Origin of the sequence: Mesorhizobium sp. M0514 (assembly GCF_040321145.1) — a bacterium.
Classification (GTDB): Bacteria; Pseudomonadota; Alphaproteobacteria; order Rhizobiales; family Rhizobiaceae; genus Mesorhizobium.
Genome location: NZ_JAMYQZ010000170.1, coordinates 1 through 4804 on the forward strand (window position 1 = coordinate 1; position 4804 = coordinate 4804).

General features: G+C 58.5%; 5 protein-coding genes. 2 read left to right on the forward strand and 3 right to left on the reverse strand.

What is annotated here, in order from left to right:
- Nucleotides 1–292: 292 nt before the first annotated feature.
- The gene (locus NKI61_RS32250) at nucleotides 293–721 is read left to right on the forward strand and encodes a hypothetical protein (protein WP_023731683.1); all 429 of its coding nucleotides are present in this window, start codon (nucleotides 293–295) and stop codon (nucleotides 719–721) included.
- 49 nt (nucleotides 722–770) lie between these two features.
- Here NKI61_RS32250 and NKI61_RS32255 read toward each other — a convergent pair whose 3' ends face one another.
- The 3 genes from NKI61_RS32255 to NKI61_RS32265 form a co-directional block, all read right to left on the reverse strand.
- The gene (locus NKI61_RS32255) at nucleotides 771–1418 is read right to left on the reverse strand and encodes a LuxR C-terminal-related transcriptional regulator (protein ID WP_352842339.1); all 648 of its coding nucleotides are present in this window, start codon (nucleotides 1416–1418) and stop codon (nucleotides 771–773) included.
- Nucleotides 1415–2806 (reverse strand): sensor histidine kinase, encoded by a 1392-nt coding sequence (locus NKI61_RS32260; protein WP_023668348.1) that lies wholly within the window; start codon nucleotides 2804–2806, stop codon nucleotides 1415–1417. The genes NKI61_RS32255 and NKI61_RS32260 overlap by 4 nt, the downstream gene beginning before the upstream one ends.
- Before the next feature lie 163 nt (nucleotides 2807–2969).
- A complete protein-coding gene (locus NKI61_RS32265; RefSeq protein ID WP_023731684.1) occupies nucleotides 2970–3272 on the reverse strand; it encodes a DUF1236 domain-containing protein in 303 nt (100 codons plus the stop codon).
- Between the two features lie 569 nt (nucleotides 3273–3841).
- On the opposite strand from NKI61_RS32265, the gene NKI61_RS32270 reads away from it, so the two are divergent.
- Nucleotides 3842–4732 (forward strand): DUF1236 domain-containing protein, encoded by an 891-nt coding sequence (locus tag NKI61_RS32270; protein WP_352842340.1) that lies wholly within the window; start codon nucleotides 3842–3844, stop codon nucleotides 4730–4732.
- Nucleotides 4733–4804 lie beyond the last annotated feature (72 nt).

Below are 4804 nucleotides of genomic sequence, written 5' to 3' on the forward strand. Positions count from 1 at the left end.
CTCGCGCCTCGCTGCCGATCCCTACCGGTGACGAGCCTTGTCACCGCGGATTTTATTGCGACATCCGTCGGCGCGGCCCAAGATCAGTAGGTCAGACTTCGGTGTATATTTGACTCAGACGAAGGTCTGAGAATCGAGCTGCAAGCACGAAAGGAGAGTTTCCTCAGCGTTTGTGAGCCGCAATTTTGGGCTGTTCATTCTTGAATACCGTGACACATCATGATGTGATGGTGGCATGAATGGAGAAAGGCAGCCCCTGTTTTCATCCGTGCGTCGCCGGGCGTACTTTAGCTTGCGCGTATTCGCGGCGGTTGCGGTGACGATGCCGGTGCTTGGTCTGCGGTTGAGCCATGTCGACGGTTACAAGATCGAATTCGCCGCTGCCAGCGCCAAGAGCGGAAACAATGGCAATGGTAACGGTGGTGGCAACGGTAGTGGTAACGGTAATGGCTCAGGCGGCAACGCCGGGAATGGCAACGCCAACGGAAAGGGAAAAAATGGTGCCGGCGACAACGCCGCCGGTAGCCAAGCTCCCAGTAGCCAAGTCAATGCCGCTGGCGACACGGTGACGGTACAGGGCGCCAAAATCCAGGTCGTGCATCGCGATGGATTCAGCGAAAGCATCGAGGCCGGCCGCTTCACTATGAAGGATCCGCTTGGAAGGACAATTGTCGAACGCGCCGTAAGGGCCTCCGACATTGCTCGTCTGAAAGGGCTGTAACTGTTGGTTCGCCAACCAGCATCCGACCTTCAGACAAGCCCCGATCTCCCTATACAAGACCCGTTTTGGGCGCGTGCATAAGAATGGCTGCTTCGGTGCGGTTTCGCACCTTTAGCTTTTTAAATATCCGAGTCATGTGGTGTTTTACCGTTTTCTCCTGCAGGTTGAGACGTTTGGCGACTTCTTTATTGCTCAGTCCTTCGCCTACCAAGGAGATTATCCCAAGCTCGCGTCCCGAGAGATTGGCAACGAGATCGGTTGTGCGCTTTTCCGGCCGGATCAGTTCATTCAAAAGCTGCGCTGACAGGGTCGGCGAAACATATTTTTTTCCTGCGGCTATATAAGTCAGCACCTCGGCCAGCGATGCCGCCCCAATCCCTTTCAGCACATATCCGCGTACGCCCAGCCTGAGCGCCGTTGCCAAATCGGCGTTCGCCTCCGAGACGGTGAGCATGACGATCTTGCAGTCAGGCTGAGTTGCAAGAATATTTTCCGCTGCCGCCAGACCCCCTCCCGGCAAACTGATGTCGAGCAGCAATATGTCGGGATTTGCCAAGGCCGCAAGCTGTTCGGCATCCGTCGCGGTTTCGCCCGCACCAACGACTTCGAAGCCGCCGATTTCGGCGAGGCTGCGAGCCACACCCTCGCGAAACAGCGGATGATCATCAACAATGGCAATCCTTATGGGAGCGGTCATTTCTGGTCCTCGATGTTGAGCGTTATCGTCAGCCGGGTCCCCCTGGGGCTCGAAAAGGTCTCGAAGTGACCTCCGATACTCTCGATACGTTCCCTCATACCGGCGAGTCCAAGTCCTTCACACGATCCCGACTGGAATCCAGGGCCGCGATCAAGCACTTGAATGAGGAGCTTGCCCTGCGTCACTCGCGCCTTGACAGCCTGCCCCTTGCCCAGACCGTGTCGCCAGGCATTGTTCAGCCCCTCCTGCGCGAAGCGAAAGATGCTTATTTTCTCGGACGTCCCCAGGTCGGGCAGGCGAGATGGCAGTGAAAGCGATACGGAGGAGGCCGTCCGGCGTTCATGTTCGGCAACCGCAAGCCGCAATATCTCCGCGACTGTCGAAGCTTCGATCTGTGGCAGCACGAGGCCGGTGCAGATGGCGCGGATCTCCCGCATCGCCTCGTCCAACGTATGATGGATATCGGCGATCTCGGTCTTCCGGTGGCTTGGGGATGCGGCGGGATCGAGCAGCAGAGGGCTGTCCATGCGCAGCGCAGCCAGTGCGACCAGCTGAGCTGGACCGTCATGCAAATCAGACCCGATGCGACGCAAGTAACGCTCGTTGATTGCCGTTGCGCGGCGCGACGCCTGCTGGACGCGCTCCCGCAAAGCGGAATTCTGCTCCAAAAGCAACTGAAGTTCGGCCACTTGTGTCTCAAGCGCTGAACGCTGCGTTTCGATAGTGCTGCTGCCGCGAAGCACGATTCCCGAGAGCATCGCCAAGGCGACCGCGGTCGCGCCAGCCACGAGCAGCCAGCTCGACCATAGTGCCGAGTTTAAAGTGCCCTGAAGATCGTCGGCTATCTCGTAGAACTCGGAAACGGCCACAACATCGCCCGACCACGGCTCTCGAACCGGATTGTAGATCTCGAGCAGCGAGGCGGTGGGGCTCTTCCGTTCCTTCCTTTCATTTTCGTCCAGATCATTGAATTGCGCCACCACGTTTCCACCGAACGCATGCAGCAAGTTCGCATTTGGCTCGAAGGTCTGGCCGATAAGAGCCGCGTCTTTGGCGTACAGCACCTTGCCATCACGCCGCCAAAGCACGAACGACGCCAGTTTTTTGCCGAGAGCACCCTGGTCCAGGGTTTCATCGAGCGCCCGTTTAACGGTGTCGCTGAGCTGCTGGCTTTTGCGCATATCCGGCAGGATTGGCGCGATGACACTGTCGACGTAAAGCGCGGTCGTGCTTGCAGAGTTGCGGATCACTCCATCTCGTATTTGCGAGGTGACCCATAGGCCGACGACCAGCATCAGCGACAGCAGCCCAATGCTTCCGACTATGATGAACTGCCAAGCCAACGATAGCCTGTTCCAGTTTTGATAGAGACTATCAATGTAGCGCACGTCTCAACCGACCCCGCGACTTTGGCCGCGCCAAAATGCCTAAGCCATCCTACATCTAGAACGGTCGATGGTGCGAGCAAGCGCTAGGTTGAATTGCCGGGGAAACCGCAATTTCAGGGCATGATCCCACCGCCACCCGCGGGGAACGGCGGTGGGATCAGCGTTACTGTATGATCTTGACGATCTTCCGCGTGCCGGGGTCGACCAGCACGGTTCGCCCGTCGACCACAACGTAGCGATACTTGACGCTCGGCACTTCATGCAGTTCCACCGTGTCGGGAATGGCGGTCCCCACGTTCAATTCGACACCTGGAATCTTCACCGACGCAAGGGGCTGCTTTTTCACGTATTCGCGCACAACCGTTTCCTGCTCCGGCGCGATGATGACGTCTTGAGCGGCAACTACGCCCGCGCTCGCGAGCAGCAAGAATCCGGCAATTGCGGTCGACTGGTACATGGTCGTCATGATTCTCTCCTTCATCAACGCTCATGCATCTTGCGCGAGCTCGATTCCGATACGGTGGTTGTTGGTGAGGTTGATGCACACCGCAAGCCGAACGGGCTTTTCGCGGCTGCGTTCCCGCGTGGGGCTTCGGTCCGGGCGTCATCGGGCCAATGGACGATAGGGGGAGGGACCAAAGTCTGGTGCCAGGCTGTAGAGGTCCTAGAGCCTCCTCAGGGCGGAACACAGGGTTCTCGGCATCGTTGAGATCAGCACTTGTGGGAGGCGTTAATGGACAACAGCGTCCATCAGGCACGATGGTTGCTCTTGCCTGTTTTCGGGGTAGCCATCCTGGTCATGACGACGGGAGTACTTCTAAGCTTGTGAGGCTGGTGTCATCGCTATGGGATCACAAGCTCAGCAGATGTTACGTTGCGTTAATTGTTTGATGCAATTTGTAGGTGATTGTTGCAAAATTACTGCCTACATTCATTGGTCTTCTTAGAAGCCCGATTTTATTCACAAAATGTGGAACAAAGTATTTTTGGCAGAGTTGGCTAGGCTGAGGGACCGACTCTTTAAGGAGAAAGCAGATGAAACATGTGTTGATCACGAGCATGATTGCGCTTGGCGTCGGGTGCGGCGCCGCGATCGCCCAGACCCAGGCCGTGCAGCCGAGCGGCGGCGACAACTGTGCCGCCGGCGCGGCCGATTGCCAGAACGGCGGCAAGGCCGGCGAACAGGCGCAAGGCAAGATGAAGTCACAGACCGATCAGAATGCACAGGGCCAGGCTGGCGCCACGACCGATCAGCAGGCTCAGGGCAAAGCCAAGCTCAAGACGGGTGAACAGGCACAGGGCAAGGCCGGGACCAGTACCGAGCAGAATGCTCAGGGTCAGGCCGGCGCCACGACCGATCAGCAGGCTCAGGGCAAGGCCAAGCTCAAGACCGATGAACAGGCCCAAGGCAAGGCCGGGACCAGCACCGAGCAGAATGCTCAGGGCCAGACCGGCACCAGCACCGAGAAGCAGGCTCAGGGCAAGGCCAAGCTCAAGACGGATGAACAGGCCCAAGGCAAGGCCGGGACCAGCACCGAGCAGAACGCTCAGGGCCAGACCGGCACCAGCACGGATCAGCAGGCCCAGGGCAAGGCCGGGACCACCACCGAGCAGAACGCTCAGGGCAACACAAACGTTCAGACCGACCAAGGCAATACGGCCTCGATCAACAACGTGACCGTCGAGCAGAAGACGCAGGTCACGCAGATCATCCACGAGACCAGGGTTGAGCCGGTGAAGAACGTCGACTTCGACATTTCGGTCGGCATCGAGGTGCCGCGGCACAAAGTGCGCCTGCACCGTCTGCCGGCGCGCATTGTCAAGATCGTCCCGGCCTACGAATCCTATGAGTACTTCGTGCTGGCCGACGGGCGCATCGTCATCGTCGACCCGGATACGTACAAAATCGTGCTGATCCTGACGTGACACGGCAGTGGCTCTTGTTCCCGGCGCGGTGCGATTGAGGGGTAGCGTATGCGCCGCGGTGGCCCGCCGACC